General features: G+C 58.6%; 17 protein-coding genes. 8 read left to right on the top strand and 9 right to left on the bottom strand.

Annotated features, from left to right (window positions below; genetic code table 11):
• Positions 1 to 51: 51 nt before the first annotated feature.
• The gene (locus AC27VJ_RS09295) at positions 52 to 531 is read right to left on the bottom strand and encodes a tripartite tricarboxylate transporter TctB family protein (RefSeq protein ID WP_488683773.1); all 480 of its coding nucleotides are present in this window, start codon (positions 529 to 531) and stop codon (positions 52 to 54) included.
• Positions 532 to 592: 61 nt separating this feature from the next.
• A complete protein-coding gene (locus tag AC27VJ_RS09290) occupies positions 593 to 1,573 on the bottom strand; it encodes a Bug family tripartite tricarboxylate transporter substrate binding protein (protein WP_488683772.1) in 981 nt (326 codons plus the stop codon).
• 229 nt (positions 1,574 to 1,802) lie between these two features.
• Between AC27VJ_RS09290 and AC27VJ_RS09285 the strand changes: the two genes are divergently transcribed.
• Positions 1,803 to 2,831 (top strand): LacI family DNA-binding transcriptional regulator, encoded by a 1,029-nt coding sequence (locus tag AC27VJ_RS09285; protein ID WP_488683771.1) that lies wholly within the window; start codon positions 1,803 to 1,805, stop codon positions 2,829 to 2,831.
• A gap of 6 nt (positions 2,832 to 2,837) precedes the next feature.
• On the opposite strand, the gene AC27VJ_RS09280 is transcribed toward AC27VJ_RS09285, so the two are convergent.
• The 6 genes from AC27VJ_RS09280 to AC27VJ_RS09255 form a co-directional block, all read right to left on the bottom strand.
• Positions 2,838 to 3,761 (bottom strand): ROK family protein, encoded by a 924-nt coding sequence (locus tag AC27VJ_RS09280; protein ID WP_488683770.1) that lies wholly within the window; start codon positions 3,759 to 3,761, stop codon positions 2,838 to 2,840.
• A 28-nt stretch (positions 3,762 to 3,789) separates the two neighbouring features.
• Positions 3,790 to 4,971 (bottom strand): M20 aminoacylase family protein, encoded by a 1,182-nt coding sequence (locus AC27VJ_RS09275; protein WP_488683769.1) that lies wholly within the window; start codon positions 4,969 to 4,971, stop codon positions 3,790 to 3,792.
• A 100-nt stretch (positions 4,972 to 5,071) separates the two neighbouring features.
• Positions 5,072 to 5,854, bottom strand: coding sequence for an amino acid ABC transporter ATP-binding protein (locus AC27VJ_RS09270; RefSeq protein ID WP_488683768.1), 783 nt, complete (start codon positions 5,852 to 5,854; stop codon positions 5,072 to 5,074).
• Positions 5,851 to 6,774 carry an amino acid ABC transporter permease gene (locus AC27VJ_RS09265; RefSeq protein WP_113086782.1) on the bottom strand — a complete coding sequence of 308 codons (924 nt, stop codon included), beginning with the start codon at positions 6,772 to 6,774 and terminating at the stop codon, positions 5,851 to 5,853. The genes AC27VJ_RS09270 and AC27VJ_RS09265 overlap by 4 nt, the downstream gene beginning before the upstream one ends.
• Complete coding sequence (locus tag AC27VJ_RS09260; protein WP_488683767.1) at positions 6,771 to 7,661, bottom strand: ABC transporter substrate-binding protein; 891 nt, start codon at positions 7,659 to 7,661, stop codon at positions 6,771 to 6,773. Before AC27VJ_RS09260 ends, AC27VJ_RS09265 begins: the two co-directional genes overlap by 4 nt.
• Positions 7,662 to 7,715: 54 nt before the next feature.
• Positions 7,716 to 8,678 carry a substrate-binding domain-containing protein gene (locus AC27VJ_RS09255; RefSeq protein ID WP_488683766.1) on the bottom strand — a complete coding sequence of 321 codons (963 nt, stop codon included), beginning with the start codon at positions 8,676 to 8,678 and terminating at the stop codon, positions 7,716 to 7,718.
• A gap of 100 nt (positions 8,679 to 8,778) precedes the next feature.
• Here AC27VJ_RS09255 and AC27VJ_RS09250 point away from each other — a divergent pair, with 100 nt between their 5' ends.
• Both AC27VJ_RS09250 and AC27VJ_RS09245 read left to right on the top strand, forming a co-directional pair.
• Positions 8,779 to 10,107, top strand: a complete 1,329-nt coding sequence (locus AC27VJ_RS09250; RefSeq protein WP_488683765.1) for an aminotransferase-like domain-containing protein — start codon at positions 8,779 to 8,781, stop codon at positions 10,105 to 10,107.
• A 70-nt stretch (positions 10,108 to 10,177) separates the two neighbouring features.
• On the top strand, positions 10,178 to 10,918 hold the full coding sequence (locus AC27VJ_RS09245; protein WP_488683764.1) for an MOSC domain-containing protein: 741 nt from the start codon (positions 10,178 to 10,180) through the stop codon (positions 10,916 to 10,918).
• Here the strand turns inward: AC27VJ_RS09245 and AC27VJ_RS09240 are convergent, their stop codons facing one another.
• Positions 10,919 to 12,589, bottom strand: a complete 1,671-nt coding sequence (locus AC27VJ_RS09240) for an FAD/NAD(P)-binding protein (protein WP_488683763.1) — start codon at positions 12,587 to 12,589, stop codon at positions 10,919 to 10,921. It abuts the gene before it with no gap.
• Positions 12,590 to 12,815: 226 nt separating this feature from the next.
• Here AC27VJ_RS09240 and AC27VJ_RS09235 point away from each other — a divergent pair, with 226 nt between their 5' ends.
• The 5 genes from AC27VJ_RS09235 to AC27VJ_RS09215 all read left to right on the top strand — a co-directional run bounded on the left by AC27VJ_RS09235 (position 12,816) and on the right by AC27VJ_RS09215 (position 17,552).
• Positions 12,816 to 13,478, top strand: coding sequence for an SDR family NAD(P)-dependent oxidoreductase (locus AC27VJ_RS09235; RefSeq protein ID WP_488683762.1), 663 nt, complete (start codon positions 12,816 to 12,818; stop codon positions 13,476 to 13,478).
• A gap of 63 nt (positions 13,479 to 13,541) precedes the next feature.
• Positions 13,542 to 14,453: a transglycosylase SLT domain-containing protein gene (locus AC27VJ_RS09230; RefSeq protein ID WP_488683761.1), complete on the top strand. Its 912-nt coding sequence runs from the start codon at positions 13,542 to 13,544 to the stop codon at positions 14,451 to 14,453.
• 249 nt (positions 14,454 to 14,702) lie between these two features.
• The gene (locus AC27VJ_RS09225) at positions 14,703 to 15,743 is read left to right on the top strand and encodes an ABC transporter substrate-binding protein (protein ID WP_488683760.1); all 1,041 of its coding nucleotides are present in this window, start codon (positions 14,703 to 14,705) and stop codon (positions 15,741 to 15,743) included.
• An 83-nt stretch (positions 15,744 to 15,826) separates the two neighbouring features.
• Positions 15,827 to 16,657, top strand: a complete 831-nt coding sequence (locus AC27VJ_RS09220) for an ABC transporter ATP-binding protein (RefSeq protein ID WP_488683759.1) — start codon at positions 15,827 to 15,829, stop codon at positions 16,655 to 16,657.
• A complete protein-coding gene (locus AC27VJ_RS09215; protein WP_488683758.1) occupies positions 16,650 to 17,552 on the top strand; it encodes an ABC transporter permease in 903 nt (300 codons plus the stop codon). The genes AC27VJ_RS09220 and AC27VJ_RS09215 overlap by 8 nt, the downstream gene beginning before the upstream one ends.
• Position 17,553: the final 1 nt, after the last annotated feature.

The following is a 17,553-nucleotide window of genomic DNA, read 5'->3' as shown; positions in this document are numbered from 1 at the left end:
GAACGGACGTTTCGGATCGTGCGATGCTTTGACAAGTGACGAGCGCCCAAATCAGGAAAGGTCGCCGATGAACGGCACCCAAGGCCCGAAAGCGCTGACGGGAAGTGACAAAAGTCGCGTGAACAGCACCACAGAGCAAACCGCCACGAACAGTCCCAGCAGAATGGAATGGCGCCAGTTCGCATAGGCGCTGGCTGTCGCGACCGCCACGACCATGAAGAACATGGTTGGTGCAAGTCCCAGGCCCGCCAAGACAAAGCCGAAGAAGACCGGGCCGAAAATGATGAGCCCATAGGCCTTCCAGTTCGGTGCGACGCTGTCTTCCTCATCAGCCAGCACCACAAAGGACTGAATGATCATCAATCCACCGATGGCGATCAGAAACAGGCTGAGCATCATTGGAAAATAACCGGCGCCCATCTGAAAGGCATTGCCGACCTGAAGCTCCTGCCCGAACCAGATGAACAGCAGGCTTATGAGGATCATCGTCATGCCGCCGACGAAGTCGCGGCCATTTTTTATCTTCAACATGGCTCAATACTCGCGGATAAAAAGGCATCCCGACCGGCCATTCGACCGGTCGGGAGCGATATTACTGAAGAGGAATATCTGCGGCCTTGATGACCTCAGCCCATTTTCCCGTTTCACCCTGAATGAAAGCGGTGAACTCTTCCGGTGTGTTGCCAACCGGTGTTGCACCCATTGCTTCCAGCTTTGCCTTCATCGCAGGCTCATGGAGAATGGCCTGAACTTCCTTGGAAAGCTTATCCACGATGTCAGGCGGTGTGCCGGGAGGGGCGAAGATGCCGTGCCAGGAGGTTGCCTCGAAGCCCGGAATGACGCTGGCCATGGTCGGGACTTCCGGCAGCAAAGCCGCCTTATCCAGACTGGTGACGGCGAGAGCCTTGACCTTGCCTGCCTTGACCTGCTGGGCGGCTGTCGGAATATTATCAAACATCATATCGACGTGACCGGCGACGACATCGAGAATGGCCTGACTGCTGCCCTTGTAGGGAATGTGGGTCATCTTCACGCCTGCCTTGGTGGCCAGAAGTTCGCCCGCAAGATGGATGGAGGTGCCGACACCCGACGATGCATAGGTGTGCTTGCCCGGCTCTTTTTTCAGAAGCTCGATCAGCTCAGGAACCGTATTGGCTTTGATCTTATCGGGATTGACCACAAGAACATTCGGCAATGTGGCAATGAGCGAAATCGGAGCGAAGCCTTTTTCCTTGTCATAGGGCAAGGCCTTGTAAAGCGTCTGGTTGATGGCGTTGGAACTGACCGTACCAAGGCCGATCGTGTAGCCATCCGGCTTTGAGCGCGCCAGATCGCCCAGACCGACATTGCCACCGGCACCCGGCTTGTTTTCCACGATGAAGCGCTGTCCCAGGCGCTTGTCCAGCTCCTCGGCCACGAGGCGACCGAAGGTGTCGGTATTGCCACCTGCAGCGAAAGGAACGACGACGGTGACCGTCTTGGTGGGATAATCGTCGGCGTGACCCGCATGGGTGCCGAGCACGGAAATAGAAGCGGCAAGGGCCGCGAACGTCATGAAACGCTTCAAGCTCATAAATTCTCCTCCTCTTTGGCTGGTACAAACCAGCATCAACCCGCCACTTCTCGTTGGATTTCCTCCCCGAAAAGAAATGGAAGCGCTTTCATTTTAACGCCAGAATTGCAGAGTGCAAGTCCTGATGAAGAGTGATTGTGCTGGTAATCCGGGATAGAAAGCGAGGCGCCGAACAAAAAACTTGCTGATCCCACAAATGAAAGCGTAAATCATTTTGTGGGAGATATTCATGTCGAGACAGTCAAATGGCGGCCAGATGGCCCATATTTCTGGCCCTGTGACGCTTGCAGATATTGCGAAGCTGGCGGGCGTATCGCCTGTTACCGTATCGAGAGCGATCAATACGCCGCACCTCGTCAAACCTCGCACGCTTGAGGCGATAGAACACGTTATCGCGAGGACAGGATATGTGCCGAACCTGTTGGCAGGTGGATTGGCATCGCGCCGCACGCGCCTGATTGCCGCCATCGTACCATCGGTATCGAGTACGATCTTTGCCGAGACCATCGAGGGGCTGAATGCGGAACTTGTTCCGGCGGGGTATCAGCTTCTGCTGGGGCTTTCCGGCTATGACGCCAAACGCGAGCTTGAACTGACGCGGGCGATCCTGGCGCGCAGGCCGGATGGCATCATCCTCACCGGCATTTCGCATCTGAAGGAAACCCGGGCGATGCTTACGGGTGCCGGGCTTCCAATCGTTGAAATATGGGATTCGACGCCCTCCCCGCTGGATGTGGCGGTTGGTTTTTCGCATTTTGATGCGGGCGCGCTGGTGGCGGAATATCTCTATAGCAAGGGATATGACCGTTACGCCCAGATCGGCGCAAACGACCCACGCGCGAATCAACGACGCAATGGATTTATCAGCCGTCTGAGTGGTAAGGCAGAGGTGGAAGTACCAACCACCGAGCTGAGTTCTCCGTCCACCTTCAAGGATGGCCGACAGGCGATGGCCGAATTGCTGGATCGCAAGGATGGCTCACTGGCGGTGTTCTGCTCATCCGATGTGGTGGCGCATGGAGCCCTGACGGAAGCCAATTCCCGTGGCTGCAAACTGCCTGAAGATGTGGCTATCATCGGCTTTGGCGATTTCGATTTCGCGCCTTACACTTATCCTCCACTCACCACCGTCCGTATCGACCGGCACCAGATCGGCACCCGTGCGGCACAAGCCCTTTTGAAAAGGCTAAATGGTGAAGAGGAACCGGAGGCGATGATCGATATGGGCTTTGCAATCGTCAACCGCGCAACGGCGTAGCCGACATTACCGCGCTGAGCGCTGGCGCACGAAATCAAAGCCTAAGACAGCAGCACCCACGAGGCCGGGCTCTATGGTGCATTCGGCACGTACGACGAGAGGGCGGGTGAAGCGGCGCAGGATGCGGGCGCGGACAGCTTCGTCAAGAGCTTCGAGCAAGGCGGAAGAATTGGACAGGCCGCCACCCACCGGGATGATGGTGGTGCCTGTGACGTTGACCACCAGCGCGAGCGGGCCGGAGAGCATGTCGATATAGATGTCTATGGTGCGGGCGGCATCCACTTCGCCTGCCTGCCAGCTTTCCAGAATTTCTTCTGCCGCCATGGCTTTGCCTGTCAGGTGCCGATGAAGCTTTTCCATGCCGCGGGCGCTGCAGATGGCGTCAAGGCATCCATCCAGACCGCAACCGCAGGCAAAGCGCGGCAGGTCTACCGGTGGATTTCCGGCGCGGGTAGCGGCGACGGGGGCGTGACCCCATTCTCCGGCAAAGCCACCGCCACTGTTGATCAGCTTGCCATCGATAACAAGAGCGCCACCAACACCGGTGCCGAGAATAGCGCTGAACACCACGCGGTGGCCGCGACCAGCGCCGACCCCGTATTCCGCCAAAGCGCAGCAATCGGCGTCATTGGCGATGAGAACGGGCAGGCCGAGTGCCGCTTCCAGATCCGCCTTCAGCGGCCTTTGGTGGGCGCAGGGAATGTTGGCGATGAAGGACTTGTCCGTATCCGGATCGATGATGCCGGTAATAGACAGCGCCACGCATTCCGGCGTGCCGCCGATCTCGGAAATCGCGGATTTCAGCACCGAGACGAAGGCATTGAAATCATGGATCGGCGTTTGTTGGCGCGCAAGCGGCCGCACATCATCCGCTGCATAGGCCGCAGCACCCTTGATGGCGGTTCCGCCAATATCGAAACAGACGATCAATCCAACACTCCCGGAATCAACCGGGGTCTTATGCCAGATAACGCTCCGCAAGTCTTGCCCACATGGCAGCGCCAACGGTGAGGCTGGCATCGGCGAAATCATATTTCGCGCTGTGCAGGATGGCCGAGTTCATGCCGTTGCCAAGCCGCAGGAAACTGCCGGGCTTATGCTCCAGGAAACACGCGAAATCCTCGCTGCCGGGAATGAGATGGCAGGTAGACACCTTGTCCGTTCCGATCAACTCTTCAGCCACGGTGCGGGCAAAGGCGGTTTCTTCTTCCGAGTTGACGACAACAGGATAGCCGCGCTCGTAATCGATTTCGACAGATGCGCCGAAACCTTCGACCACAGAATTGGTCAGCTTGGTGATCCGCTCCTGCAACAGATCGCGGATGCGCGGATCGAAAGAGCGGATGCTGAGCGCCAGCTTGGCGGACTCAGGAATGACGTTGACGGCTTCGCCCGCATGAATGGTGCCGACAGTCACGACTGCAGTCTGCGTGGGGTCGATGTTGCGGGCAACGATGGTTTGCAGGGCGACGACCAGATTACAGGCAACCACGACCGGATCGATGGTGAGATGCGGACGCGAGGCATGGCCGCCCTTGCCCTTGATGGTGATCTTTGCCGTGTCCGAAGACGCCATCATCGGGCCGGAGCGCAGGAGAAGCGTGCCTTCCGGTGCGCCGGGATGGTTGTGAAGACCGAAAATGGCATCGATGGGGAAACGCTCGAACAGGCCGTCATCGATCATCTTCTGCGCGCCGCTCGGCTTTCCGCCTTCTTCCGCAGGCTGGAAAATGAGCGTGACAGTGCCGTTGAAACGGCGTGTCTTTGCCAGATGCTGGGCCGCGCCCAACAGCACGGTGGTATGACCATCATGGCCGCAGGCGTGCATTTTGCCCGGCACCTTGCTGGCATAGGGCGCGCCGGTTTCTTCCAGAATGGGCAGCGCATCCATATCGGCGCGAATGCCGATGCTTTTCTTGCTTTCGCCCACCGTCATGCGGGCTACGACACCATGGCCGCCAACATTGCGCGTGACCTCATAGCCCCAGCTTTCCAGCTTTTCGGCAACGAAGCGAGACGTTTCCGTTTCTTCGAAGGACAGTTCCGGGTTGGCGTGGAGATGCTGCCGGGTCTCGATGAGTTCGGCTTCCATGTCCTTGAAATCGGATACGCGGGTATAGGCATTGTCGAGCGCGGTCATGACGGTCTCCAGTCCGGATGCAATGGTGCAAGGCGCGTTGAAAACGCGCTGCTAAGAGAAGCGGCGACGCCCCGGAGTGCCGGGGCGTCGCGTCAATCGATCACAGGAAGCGCGACAGGAAGGCCTGCGTGCGCGGATGCTGGGGATTGCCGATAACGTCTTCCGGCTTGCCCATTTCCACGATATGGCCGCCATCCATGAAGACGACGCGGTCTGCCGCTTCCTTGGCAAAGCCGATTTCGTGGGTGACGACGATCATCGTCAGGCCCTGACGGGCCAGATCGCGCATCGTGGCCAGCACTTCGCCCACCAGTTCCGGGTCGAGTGCAGATGTTGGCTCATCGAACAGCATGAGCTTTGGCTTGATGGCCAGTGCGCGGGCGATGGCCACACGCTGTTGCTGGCCGCCGGAAAGCTGGCGCGGATAATTATCCGCCTTGTCCGACAGGCCAACCTTTTGCAAAAGCTCCCGCGCATAGGCCGTAGCCTGCGCCTTGCTTTCACCATGCACGCCAACGGGGGCTTCGATGACGTTCTGCAACGCCGTCATATGCGGGTAGAGGTTGAACTGCTGGAACACCATGCCGATGTTGCGGCGCTGTGCGGCAATGGCATTGCCGGAGAGTTTTTCCAGCTTGTCGTTGCGGAAGCGATATCCGATCTGTTCGCCCGCGACTTCGATGGAACCGCGATTGATCGATTCCAGATGGTTGATGCAGCGCAGGAAGGTGGACTTGCCTGAACCGGACGGGCCCAGAATGACCACGACTTCCCCCGGAAAAACATCGAGATCGATGCCTTTCAGCACTTCCAGCTGATCGAAGGACTTGTGGACATTGCGGGCGCGTACCAGCGGCTGCTTTTGGCTGTCTGCAGTGGTCAATGGCTTGCCTCCTGCTGAGCGGCGGGCGTGGGCGCGGCAGCGGTGCGGCGTTCGCCCTTGCTGTAATAACGCTCGATATAGCCCTGGCCGATGTTGAGAACGGAGGTGATGAGCAGATACCAGATGACCGCAACCATCAGCATCGGCACGATTTCAAAGGTGCGGTTATAGATGGACTGCACGGAATAGAGCAGGTCCGCCATGGCGATGACGCTGACCAGCGAGGTGGCCTTGATCATGCTGATGAGCTGGTTGCCGGTGGGCGGCACGATGGAGCGCATGGCCTGCGGAATGATGATGCGCCACAGGGCGCGCGCCCGGGTCATGCCAAATGCTTCCGCCGTTTCGGCCTGGCCACGGTCGACCGACAGAAGGCCGCCACGAATGATTTCCGCCATATAGGCCGCTTCGTTGAGCGCGAGCCCGACGATGGCCGCCGTCATGGGTGTGATGACCGAGTTCGTATCCCAGCTGATCAGGGTTGGACCGAATGGGATGGACAGAGAGATTTCCGGAAACAGCGTGGAGAGATTGTACCAGAAGATCAGCTGGACGAGCAGCGGCGTGCCGCGGAAGAACCAGATGAACAGGCCCGACAGCGAGCTTGCCAGCACATCCTGCGACATGCGCGCCACGGCCAGCAAAAGCCCCATGACGACGCCGATCAGCATGGCGACGACGGTGAGGCCGAGGCTGACGGACAGGCCCTGCATGACGGTCTTGTCAAAGAAATACTGCGCGACGACCGGCCAGCCGAAATTTTCGTTTTTGGCAACGATCCAGGCGAAGTTGGCTGCGATCAGCACCGTGACGAGCCAGAGCGTGACGCGCCCAGTTTGAAATGGACGATGGGCATTTGCCACATCGCGCGGGTCCGCACCGCCCGAAGGCGATGCGAGTTCTGCGTTGGCCGCACTCATTTCTTTTCAACTCCAACGAGGTTGATGCCGGGTGTCTTGATGGTGTTGTTCTCAAGGCCCCACTTCTTCATGATGATGCCGTAGGTGCCGTTATCGATGAGGACCTTCACCGCATCGCGCAGGATTTCGCCAAGCGGCGAGCCCTTTGGCACGACAGCGCCCTGGAACAGGTCTTCAAAGCCGTTCTTTTCGCCAACGCCCGTCAGTTCCAGCTGGCCATTGGCCTGCGAAACGAAATAGGTCAAAGGTGCCTGCGAGGAGAAGAAGGCATCGGCGCGCTTGGAGCGGACGGCCAGAATGGAGCTTGGCTGGTCGGTATAGGACTGAACTTCAAGCGGCGACTTGCCATCGGCTGTGCATTTTTCGGCTTGAGTCTTGATGACCTTTTCAGCCGAACCGCCAGCCATGACGGCGATGCGGGTGCCGCAGGCCGAATCCAGCGAAACGATGCCCTTCGGATTGCCCTTCTGTACGGCAAAGACCACGAATTCCTGCACCCAGTCTACGAAGTCGTTGGCTTCCTGACGGGTCTTGAAATCACCCACAGGGCCAAAAGCGAACTGGTAGCGTCCGGAATTGACGCCCGACAGCAGAGCCGGAAGACCGCCAACGGTTGCGTGTTCGATCTTCACGCCGAGCAGCTGGCCGAGCGCATCGGTGAGATCGGCGCTGGCGCCGGTCATTTCCGTGCCGGTGACAATTTCATAGGGAGGAAAAGAACCGTTGTTGACGGAGATCATCTTGCCTTCGGTGCGAATTTTCTCCGGCAGGCGGGCATTCAGTTCCTTGTTGACGGTCTGTTGCGGAATGGCTGCATCCTGCGCCTGTGCTGGTGCAGCCAGCAAGAGGCCGAGAAGAGCGACGGAAGTGGTCAATTTTGAGTACATGGCATTCCCCTTTTTTGATTGGCTCGGAAACTGTGTCTTGTCTGAAGTCTTACATCAGCGGCCAGCGGCGTGTTTTGGAAACAGGTCGGCAGGCGAAAGAAGGCGCGGCAGGATTTTCTGCTCATGAAGCTCCATCGCAAAGTCGGCGATCATCTTCTCATTGGCCTCAAATCCATTAACGTTCCACGCGGGAGAAAGATCGGCAGCGCAACGGCGCAATTCATCGATCATCCAGGGTGTGGTATCGGCATATTTCTCGCGCTTTTCCAGCCACATGCGCTGCGATGCATCGAGAAGATCGCTCAGCTCATCCATGATCCACGGATGTTCGCGCACGATTTCCGCCTTGAAGCCGATGAGATGCATGCCCGGCACATAGCCGACATCGTTGAAGTAATCGACTTCGGCAGAGCGGTAGTCATCCAGCACCTGACGCAGCAGGGAATCCTTGTCGAAAAAGCCTTTCGGCATGAAGGGCGTGAAGACGGCATCCAGACCGCCATCCAGAAGCAGATCGACCATGGGGCGTTCGCCGGGGGCCGCTTCGATGCGTCCGGGACGACCGAAGCCATCCAGACGGTCGGTGATCGGATGGGCGTCTGTCAGGCGGCCCGCATACCACATGGCATCTTCCACGCCCACACCTTCACGGCGCAGGGCGGCACGCGTCCAGGTATTGCCGGAATCCCGCCAGCCGGTGACGCCGATCTTCTTTCCGCCCAGATCGGACAAGTGACGGACGGAGCTGGCCTTGCTGGTGATGATGCAACGATGGCGAAATCCGCGCATGATGAAGTTTGGCACACCGACGACGGTCTCATCACCATCATGGCGCAGCTGTGCGTAACGGCTGAACGACATTTCGGCCGCATCATAGGCGGGATCGGTCGCGACATTGGAAATGAGCGTGCCGACGCGGTCTACCTGAATGTTGAGGCGGGGCGAGGATACGTCTCCGAGGACCAGCGGGGTCATATAGTCCCAGTCACGGAGAGCGAGGCGAAGCGTTACGGTCATGCGGAATGCTCACAAAAAAATCTCGATAGGAAAAAGTTAAATGTTCAAATTACAAAGATCAAATGTTATTACGTTATTGAACATTTAAAAAGGCAATTTAATGGGCAATCTCTACACGGCACAGTGGCTTGCCGAAAAAATAGCCGATCGCAGTATTCGCGGGATTGCGCTGGAAACTAGCGCCCTGATCCGCGCCGGTGTCCTACCTGTCGGGACACGCCTGCCTTCGATCCGCGATCTGGCTTATGAACTGGGCATCAGCCCGGCAACGCTGTCCGAGGCCTGGGCCGATCTGCGCCGCCATAAGATCATCACCGGGCGTGGCAGGAACGGAACATGGGTCAGCGGCGACCGCTTCATTGCCAAGCCGGAGCGCTTTGCCAGCGCCGGCAATTACGGACCCAATGCGCTGGATCTGACCATGGCCGTGCCGGACCCGTCACTGCTGCCGCCCTTGGAAGAGGCGCTGGCCCACGCCGCAACCGTGGACAAGCTGAACAATTACGAGCGCACCCGCATCATTCCCGAGCTTCATGATGCCGCGCTTCAGAGATGGCCCTATGAGCCGGAGGCCTTTCTGGTGACCAATGGCGGCTACAATGCCGTTTACACCGCAATCCGCGCGCTTGTCTCCCCGGGCTCTGCCGTTGCTATCGAAAGCCCGACCGCCATGCGGCTTCTCGATATTCTCGAGGATTTCGGGGTGAAGATCATTCCTGTTCTGTGCGATGAAGAGGGGCCGACACCGCAATCCCTTCACGCCGCACTGAAGGACCGCCCGGCGGCCTTCGTGTTCCAGCCGCGCCTGCATTCCGTGACCGGCCAGACCGTGAGCCCTGAGCGGCTGGCGGAACTGGGCAATATTCTCGATGGCAGCGATACGCTGATTATCGAAGACGATGGCATGGGTGATATCTCGGCCGCGCCATCGCATTCGCTGGGCGGACGCTTTCCAGACCGGACGATCCACATTCTGTCCTATTCGAAAACGCTGGGGCCGGATCTGCGGCTTGCGGTACTGTCGAGTTCGGCGCCCATTGTCGAGCAAATCCAATCCTACCGCGCCTTCAGTGCCGGATGGACAAGCCGCCTGCTTCAGGGCGCGACCGCATGGCTGCTGCGCAACCCGCAAAGCTGGGAGATCGTGAAACAGGCGCGCGAAACCTATCAGACCCGCCGCAATGGTCTGGCCCATGCGCTTCAACAGCGCGGTGTCATGTCCAATCCCGGCAGCGGCCTCTGTCTATGGCTGCCGGTTGCAGCCGAGCCGTTCGCCATGGTCACCCTTGCCGCCCGCAACATCGCCATCAATCCCGGCCGAAAATTTTCGCTGCTGCCGGGAGATTACATCCGCATTGCCACCTCGACGCTGACCGAAGACAAATGGGAGAGCGTTGCTGATGCCGTCGCTCTTGCCAGTTCGGTGTGACCTTGCAGGGAACCAGCGGCCCCCAATGCAGTTCCCTGTTCACGACACATGACAGTAAGATCGGAAAAGCGTGGACGCACTGGGGACGATTGAGGAAATCTGGCGCTATTCCGTCAGTTCGCTTGGTGGCGAGAGGCTGACATCAGCGGAATTGGGGGCAGACGGCATTGCCGGGGACCGAAGCTGGTGCGTGGTGGATGCGGCAACCGGCCAACCGGCGGCCCCTGAAAAAGAAGAGCGCTGGCGGGCTGCCGTTTTTCTAAGATCGAGACTGACTGATAATACGCCCGATATCGGTTTTCCCGATGGCACATGGCTTTCGGTTCTGGATGAGGGCCTCTGCTCAAAGTTATCGTATCATTTCGGGTTCGACGTAGCGGCTTGGCCTTATGCGAAGGCTGGCGCGGAGTTGTCCGATACTCGCGCCGTCGCTGTCAATCGTTACGAGCCAAGCCCGCTTCACCTCATCACCACCAGTGCGCTGGATCACCTTTCAGCCCTGATCGGCACCGAAAAGGTCCAAAGCAAGCGCTTTCGTCCCAACATCGTGGTTCGAACGACTGGCGAAGCGGATTTTCGGGAAAAAGCGTGGCTTGGGAAGCGTTTGCAGATGGGATCGAGCGTGATCCACATTGGCGAAGAAACCAAACGATGCGGGCTGACGCTGATTGCGCAGCCTGACGTCAGCGAAAACCCTGAAATTCTGCGATCCATCCTGCGGCAGAACCGCAGGAATTTCGGCGTTTATGCCTCCATCGAAACGACCGGCACGATATCGATAGGAGATCGTGCAGATCTGATCGAGGCCTGATCAGGCCGCCGACAGTTCCAGCTTTGCATTTGTTTCCAGAATGGCCTGCGACACGACAGTGCCGATATCGCGGGCGCTGGTGATGCCCTGCACGAAGGGCAGCTTGTGCAGAAGGAAGGCGATGGAGCCGCAATAGAGCCGGTTGGTGAGATTGTCCTGAAAGATCGGCCGGAACTTCTCATCCAGATCAACACCACCGGTGCGGACCATCTGATCCTCATTGCCCACCAAGGACGAGACGGCACTGGTCGTCGCCTTGCGCATCACACCCTGTTCTTTCAGGGTTGGGAAGGGAATGTCACGGGCAGACAGAGTGTGCTGGCCGGTGGCATCGATGAAAGCATCGAACTCCAGAACCTGGCCCTGAGCGCGAACGACAGCGCCGTGGCTGACACCTTCATTATCGATCTTGCCATCATTGCCCAAGGCCATGATATCCAGCTTGCCCGCGCGATAAAGCGCCAGCAGACGCTGGATGGAGGCGTGCGGAACGGTGGCATAATCATCCACGAAGACGGTCTTGAAGTGCGCGTGGAACCGCTTCAAATCCTTTTCATCCAGATGCGGGATCGCAAGGGCGATGACCTCGTGCATCCGCAAGATGGCGTAGCGCCACTCGACTGTATAATGGCGCTTTTTGTTGGCTTCGGCTTCGGCCAGATTGCGCGCGGCCCAGACGAAAGGTGGCGTCGTTTCGCGATCATGGAAATAGGCCTTGGAGATGGTTTCCACATCCAGCATCGACAGGCCGATGCGTGAAGCATATTCCGGATCGCAAAACAAAAGCTCGGCCTTGAACAGATCGAAAACAGCATCCAGCAGATCATGACGCCGGGTGGCAATCAGGTTTTCAATGGCAGCTTCGGTGCAGAACTGCAGCGGACGATAGGGAATTTCGCAATAGAAATCCGCCTCTGGCAAAACGCCCTTTCGCGACATCATGGTGACGTGCAGGCCCTCTGTTTCCGGCATGGCATGGTATTGCAGCACGCCCTGCTCATCCAGAAGAAAGGTGCCATGCGCCGTGGCGACCGTAATCAGCGCATCAATGCCGCTGAGCGACGTGCCGAGGATGCCGACCTTGCAGGGTTCGATCTTCTTCAGCGCAGGTGCTGGCCATGGCGACATGAAGTAACCAGGCTTGACCTCGGTCGTTTCGGGAAAGTCATGGCCGGTTGCCATGACCACATGGTCGAAGGCGAACTCTTCGGTCACATCTTCCGGTGCCGTGACGCTCAACCGGATATCCTTCGTCCGCAGCTCGATATCGGCAACGCGGTGAGATGCCTTGACCTCGATCGTGTGGCCATTGGCCTTGCCGATGTTGAGAAGCTGCACGAACTGCGCATGCAGGAATTCGCCCAACACGACGCGCGGGTAGAACTCCCGGTCCGCGATCAAATCCCGCACGATGCCGAACCGCTGCAAATCCTCATCCGGCTGGCGGCGCAGCCATTCGTTCAAGGTTTCGCAGATCGGCGGAAGCTCGATGCTGGCGATATTGGACAGCATGGCCCGGTCGTTGAGGTCTGGATGATAGGGCGTGCCTTTTCCGGGGTCGGCTTCACTTTCAAAAACGGTGATGGACAGTGGTTCGGATTTTCCGACCAGACCCTTCAACGTATAGATTCCCGTTGGGCCCGACCCAATGATGGCAATTTTCGATGTCATAAGTAGAATGAACCCCGTAAGCAACGCCGGATGACGCACCTTACAAACCAAGAGCAGGCTTCGAAGTTCCCTTGAAGGGTTACGCTGACATTAGAAGATTATGATGTAATTGCGTCTGCGTTAAATCCTTCAAAATTTTGAACATAGGGCGGTCATCTTCGTTTCTCTTCCCATGGAAACTGCGCACGACACTCTTCTCTCCTCCCTGCCCCACGGATTCCGCGCCGTGGTGATCGGCGCAACTGGCGGCATAGGAGCTGCCCTGTGCCAGCGCCTGCGTGAGGAGCCGCATGTCGGGAATGTCATCCCCTTGTCTCGCAGCGACAACCAGCTCGATCTTGCCGATGAAGCGAGCATCGCCGCAGCGGCACAATCGCTTGAGGGTGAGCCGATCCATATGCTGATCTGCGCCACGGGCATTCTCGGCACCGATGGCCACGCGCCGGAAAAGGCCCTGCGCCAGATCGACCCCGACCGGATGATGCGGCAATTTGCGATCAATGCCGTTGGCCCCGCGCTGGTGGCGAAACATTTTCTGCCCTTGCTGGACCGCAAACAACGCTCCATCGCCGCGTTTTTATCGGCTCGCGTCGGCTCCATTGGCGATAACCGTCTGGGCGGATGGATTTCCTGCCGGGCAGCCAAGGCAGCACTCAACCAGATCGTCCGCACCGCATCGATAGAATATGCCAGAACGCATCCCGAGGCTGTGGTAACGGCCATCCACCCCGGCACCGTCAGAACCAAACTGTCGGAGCCCTTTGCCGCGGGCCACAAGACCGTCGCGCCAGAGGAAGCCGCGTGTTCGATATTGCAGGCTTTGGATGGGCTGACGGCGGATCGAAGCGGATCGTTCATTGCCTATGATGGCAGCACCATTGTCTGGTAGCTTGCCGAGCAACGCTGGAAGGGGTGTATAGTCTCCCACATGGACATCAGAAGTCTGAGATCGATGGGGTTGATCGCATCACGCATGGTGATGTGTCTGCTGGCCGTTTCGCCGCCGCAGGCTGTTTTTGCACTTGAGGAAGAGAAGAATCTGGCCTGCCTTTATGAGCGGTCGGACGGTAGGGATGCGATATGCATCAGCCGCAAAACCTTCAATGCCGATCTGTGCCGTACCATCGAGCATTTCGCGAAAGCGCATGAGGTGCCGCCTGCCTTCTTTGCGCGGTTGATCTGGCGCGAGAGCCTGTTTCGCCCCGAAGCCGTGAGCCACAAGGGGGCGGAAGGCATTGCGCAGTTCATGCCCGGCACGGCGCGGAGCCGGGGGCTGCGCAACAGTTTCGATGTCATCGACGCGCTGGAGGCATCCGCTTCCTATCTGAAGGAGCTTGAAACCCGTTTCGGCAATTTCGGATTTGCCGCCGCTGCCTACAATGCCGGGGAAAACGGGCTGGCGCGCTTTCTCTCCGAGGGACGGTTGCCGATTGAAACCCGCGACTATGTCTTTGCCATTACCGGCCAGACTGCGGAAACCTGGCGCGATGCTCCGCCAAAGATTGCCGCGCCGGAACTCGACACGGCCCTGCCCTTCCAGAAAGCCTGCGTGGTTCTTGCCGAAACACGGCGCATGCAGGAACCTGTCTTCGCCGGGTCTGCGGATTGGGCACCCTGGGGCGTGCAGCTTGCGGCCCATTATCGCCCCTCGGTGGTCGAACAACTGTTTACCCGCGCCGTCCTGCGCCTACCCGCGCCTCTCAACGACGAGCGCGCCCTGATTGTGCGCCAGCGCGGCGGCAATTTCGGCAACCGCCCGCGTTATGCGGCAAGGCTGGGGCGTGAAACACGGGCAGAAGCCAACCATCTGTGCGAGCAAATTCGCGCCGCCAATGTTCCCTGCACGGTGTTTCGAAACCGCTGAGGCTCCGCGCAAGCGCACGCTAACGAATCTCCACTCCCGGCAATTTATTCGGCCGCTCGGTAAAACGGGGCGATTTTGTTCTCGTTTCCGGCGGCAGAATAGAACGCGACGATGTTGATGGATTTAGTGGGGAACCATAGCCTTAAGCATGGGCTGGCTTCACGCTTCAGCGAAGATGAGGCTTGCCCGGCTGCGTGAGGGACAGCGCTGCTAGCCCCTTGTTTTGGTCTTTTGCTGGATGGAGTTTTTATGACGGCACGTCGCGTTTCGACATCTACCGCTAAACGGAATCGTCACTCACTGCTTGGCGCCGCTTTCGGTATCGTGGCCACTTTGTTTGCCGGACAGGCCGCCGCCGAGGGCAAAATCAGGATCGCCCAGCAATTTGGCATTGCCTATCTCATCCTCGATGTCGTTCGCGATCAGGCACTGATCGAAAAGCACGGCAAGGAGGCCGGTGTCGATATCGACGTCGAATGGGCCAGCATTTCCGGCGCAACCGCCATGAATGAAGCGCTTCTTGCCAAGAATATCGACATCGTGTCCGCAGGCGTGCCGCCGGCCTTGACCATGTGGGACCGCACCAAGGGTCGTCAGGACGTGAAGCTGGTGGCCGCACTCGGTTCTCTGCCCAACTATCTCATCACCACCAATCCCGATGTCCGCAGCCTGAAGGATTTCAGCAACAAGGATCGTATCGCGGTGCCTGCTGCCGGTGTCGGCTTCCAGTCACGCACCTTGCAGATCGAAGCTGCCAAGCTGTTTGGCCCGGACAATTTCCAGAAGCTGGACGAAATTTCCATCAGCCTGCCGCATCCGGACGCCACCGCCGCGCTGATTTCAGGCGGTACGGAAGTCAATTCGCACTTCTCGTCCGCGCCCTTTTATTATCAGGCTTTGCAGGGCAACAAGGCGGTGCACAAGGTCATCAGCTCCTATGACATTCTAGGCGGCCCGGCGACCTTCAACGTGCTTTACAGCAGCGCAGCCTTCCACGATGAAAATCCGAAGACCTATGCGGCTTTTTACGCTGCCCTGCGCGAAGCGGCACAGTGGATCAACGCCAACAAGGAAAAGGCTGCCGAGACCTTCATTCGCCAGCAGAATTCCAAGCTTTCGCCGCAGCTCGTGCTTGAGATCATCAACGACCCGGAAAACGACTTCACCATCGTTCCGCAGAACACCTTCGTCTATGCGCAGGAACTGCATAAGCTGGGCGTTTTGAAGAACGAGGCCAGCTCCTGGAAGGATTATTTCTTCCCTGAAGCCTATGGCGATAACGGCGGCTGATAACGCTCATCCAACCTAAAACAGCCCATAACCGGTTTGTCGCGGCAAGCCGGTCATGGGCTTTAAGATCAGATGGATTGACAATGCATGGCATGACCGCACCGCTTCGCAGCCACGAAGAACCGTCGTCCCGACCGCTTCTTTCGGTCGAAGGCATCACGCTGGAATATCGCACCGCTGAACGCGTGGTTCGCGCCACGCAAAATGTCAGTTTCGATGTGTGGGAGGCGGACCGGTTCATCCTGCTGGGCGCTTCCGGTTGCGGCAAATCCACCCTGCTGAAAGCCGTCGGCGGTTTCATTGCGCCGCGTGAAGGCCGCATCGTTCTGGATGGCAAGCCGGTGACAGGCCCCGGCCCCGACCGTGTGGTCGTCTTTCAGGAATTCGACCAGTTGCCGCCGTGGAAAACGGTGCGGGAAAATGTCGCCTTTCCGGTGCGTATCTCAGGCAAGCTGAACCGCAGAGAAGCGGCGGAACGCGCCGATTATTATATCGAAAAGGTCGGCCTGACCCGCTTTGCCGACGCCTATCCCAACACGTTGTCCGGCGGTATGAAGCAACGCGTGGCGATTGCCCGCGCGCTGGCGATGGAACCGCGCATTCTGCTGATGGACGAGCCCTTTGCCGCTCTCGACGCGCTGACGCGTCGCAAGATGCAGGAGGAGCTTCTGGCGCTTTGGGAAGAGGCACGCTTCACACTCCTGTTCGTGACGCATTCCATCGAGGAAGCCCTGGTCGTCGGCAACCGCATAGCACTTCTGTCGCCGCATCCAGGCCGGATGCGGGCGGAAATCAACAGCCACGAATGGGACTTAAAAAGCGGCGGCAGTCCGGAATTTCAGGCCGCCGCAAACCGCATTCACGGACTTCTGTTCGAAGAGGCCGACAGTGTCGATGGAGCCAGCCATGACTGAGACATTGACCAGAGACGTCGCCACCACCGCGCACTCCACACCGCCGATCCGCCCCGAATATGAGTTGCCGCTGGAACCGCTGTCGGCAGCCACGGTCGATAAGGCCCTGCCGCTTTATCAGCGGCTGTGGCAGAATGCGTGGATACGCAAAAGCGTTATTCTGATCTGTCTTGCGTTGCTCTGGGAAGTGGCGGCCAGACTTCAGGACAATGAGCTGCTGCTGCCGCCCTTTTCCGCGACCATCAAGGCGCTGTTCGAAGACATTGCCAGCGGCGTCATTCCCGACCGGGCGATCAATTCGCTGAATGTGCTGATCAAGGGGTATCTGGCCGGTGTCATTCTCGCTTTCGTGCTGACATCGCTTGCCGTTTCCACCCAGATCGGGCGCGATCTTCTCTCGACGCTGACATCCATGCTCAATCCGCTGCCACCGATTGCGCTCTTACCTTTGGCGCTGCTCTGGTTCGGGCTGGGTCAGGGAAGTCTGGTCTTCGTGCTGATCCATTCGGTTTTGTGGCCGCTGGCGCTCAACATGTATACGGGCTTTACCGCCGTGCCGGAAACCCTGCGCATGGGCGGGCGCAATTACGGGTTGAAAGGCCTGCGCTATGTGCTGATCATCCTCGTGCCAGCCGCCCTGCCTTCCATCATTGCAGGCCTCAAGATCGGCTGGGCCTTTGCATGGCGCACGCTGATTGCCGCTGAACTGGTGTTCGGCGCATCATCCGGCAAGGGCGGGCTTGGCTGGTACATTTTCCAGAACCGCAACGAGCTTTACACGGACCGGGTGTTTGCCGGGCTGATCATGGTCATCCTGTTCGGCCTTCTGGTCGAAAATGTTCTCTTCCGCCAGCTGGAACAGCGCACCGTGGCCAAATGGGGAATGACGCGATAGC

The organism is Agrobacterium sp. 20P9.1.2 (genome assembly GCF_057799395.1).
The sequence above is the reverse complement of the archived record's forward strand: the minus strand, read 5'-3'. Positions and strand labels throughout refer to the sequence as shown.

Bases quoted from the DNA above. Each gene is read 5' to 3' on its own strand.
- AC27VJ_RS09265 (WP_113086782.1), bottom strand. From the start codon at position 6,774: ATGAGTGCGGCCAACGCAGAACTCGCATCGCCTTCGGGCGGTGCGGAC.
- AC27VJ_RS09285 (WP_488683771.1), top strand. From the start codon at position 1,803: ATGTCGAGACAGTCAAATGGCGGCCAGATGGCCCATATTTCTGGCCCT.
- AC27VJ_RS09295 (WP_488683773.1), bottom strand. From the start codon at position 531: ATGTTGAAGATAAAAAATGGCCGCGACTTCGTCGGCGGCATGACGATG.
- AC27VJ_RS09255 (WP_488683766.1), bottom strand. From the start codon at position 8,678: ATGACCGTAACGCTTCGCCTCGCTCTCCGTGACTGGGACTATATGACC.
- AC27VJ_RS09215 (WP_488683758.1), top strand. From the start codon at position 16,650: ATGACTGAGACATTGACCAGAGACGTCGCCACCACCGCGCACTCCACA.
- AC27VJ_RS09230 (WP_488683761.1), top strand. From the start codon at position 13,542: ATGGGGTTGATCGCATCACGCATGGTGATGTGTCTGCTGGCCGTTTCG.
- AC27VJ_RS09250 (WP_488683765.1), top strand. From the start codon at position 8,779: ATGGGCAATCTCTACACGGCACAGTGGCTTGCCGAAAAAATAGCCGAT.
- AC27VJ_RS09290 (WP_488683772.1), bottom strand. From the start codon at position 1,573: ATGAGCTTGAAGCGTTTCATGACGTTCGCGGCCCTTGCCGCTTCTATT.
- AC27VJ_RS09260 (WP_488683767.1), bottom strand. From the start codon at position 7,661: ATGTACTCAAAATTGACCACTTCCGTCGCTCTTCTCGGCCTCTTGCTG.
- AC27VJ_RS09275 (WP_488683769.1), bottom strand. From the start codon at position 4,971: ATGACCGCGCTCGACAATGCCTATACCCGCGTATCCGATTTCAAGGAC.
- AC27VJ_RS09240 (WP_488683763.1), bottom strand. From the start codon at position 12,589: ATGACATCGAAAATTGCCATCATTGGGTCGGGCCCAACGGGAATCTAT.
- AC27VJ_RS09225 (WP_488683760.1), top strand. From the start codon at position 14,703: ATGACGGCACGTCGCGTTTCGACATCTACCGCTAAACGGAATCGTCAC.
- AC27VJ_RS09220 (WP_488683759.1), top strand. From the start codon at position 15,827: ATGCATGGCATGACCGCACCGCTTCGCAGCCACGAAGAACCGTCGTCC.